Origin of the sequence: Citrobacter sp. ANG330 (assembly GCF_047467925.1) — a bacterium.
Taxonomy (GTDB): Bacteria; Pseudomonadota; Gammaproteobacteria; order Enterobacterales; family Enterobacteriaceae; genus Citrobacter_A; species Citrobacter_A amalonaticus_G.
On the sequence record NZ_JASJUI010000034.1, the window covers coordinates 1 to 639 of the forward strand.

The 639-nt window shown below is 56.5% G+C and carries 1 protein-coding gene; it reads left to right on the forward strand.

Going from position 1 to position 639, the window contains the following annotated elements; all coding sequences use genetic code 11:
- Positions 1–13 precede the first annotated feature (13 nt).
- Positions 14–631 carry a dimethylsulfoxide reductase iron-sulfur subunit DmsB gene (gene dmsB / locus QNN88_RS22810; RefSeq protein WP_414242146.1) on the forward strand — a complete coding sequence of 206 codons (618 nt, stop codon included), beginning with the start codon at positions 14–16 and terminating at the stop codon, positions 629–631.
- The last annotated feature ends 8 nt before the right edge of the window (positions 632–639 follow it).

A 639-nucleotide genomic window follows, 5' to 3' on the forward strand; every position in this document is an offset into this window, starting at 1 on the left:
TAAGGAGTAACCGATGACAACCCAGTATGGATTTTTTATTGATTCCAGCCGTTGCACCGGTTGTAAAACCTGCGAACTGGCCTGTAAAGATTACAAAGACTTAACCCCGGATGTCAGCTTCCGCCGCATTTACGAATACGCGGGCGGTGACTGGCAGGAGGACAACGGCGTCTGGCATCAGAACGTGTTTGCCTACTATCTCTCTATTGCCTGTAACCACTGTGAGGATCCGGCCTGTACTAAGGTTTGCCCGAGCGGGGCAATGCACAAACGGGAAGACGGTTTTGTGGTCGTTGATGAAGATGTGTGCATCGGCTGTCGTTACTGCCATATGGCCTGCCCGTACGGCGCGCCGCAGTACAACGCCGCCAAAGGCCACATGACCAAGTGCGACGGCTGTCATGACCGCGTGGCGGATGGCAAGAAACCGATCTGTGTGGAGTCCTGCCCGCTGCGGGCGCTGGACTTCGGCCCGATTGACGAACTGCGCAAAAAACACGGCGATCTGGCTGCCGTTGCCCCACTGCCGGGCGCGCACTTCACGAAGCCGAGTATTGTGATCAAACCGAATGCCAACAGCCGCCCGACCGGGGATACCACCGGTTATCTGGCGAATCCGAAGGAGGTGTAAGATGGGAA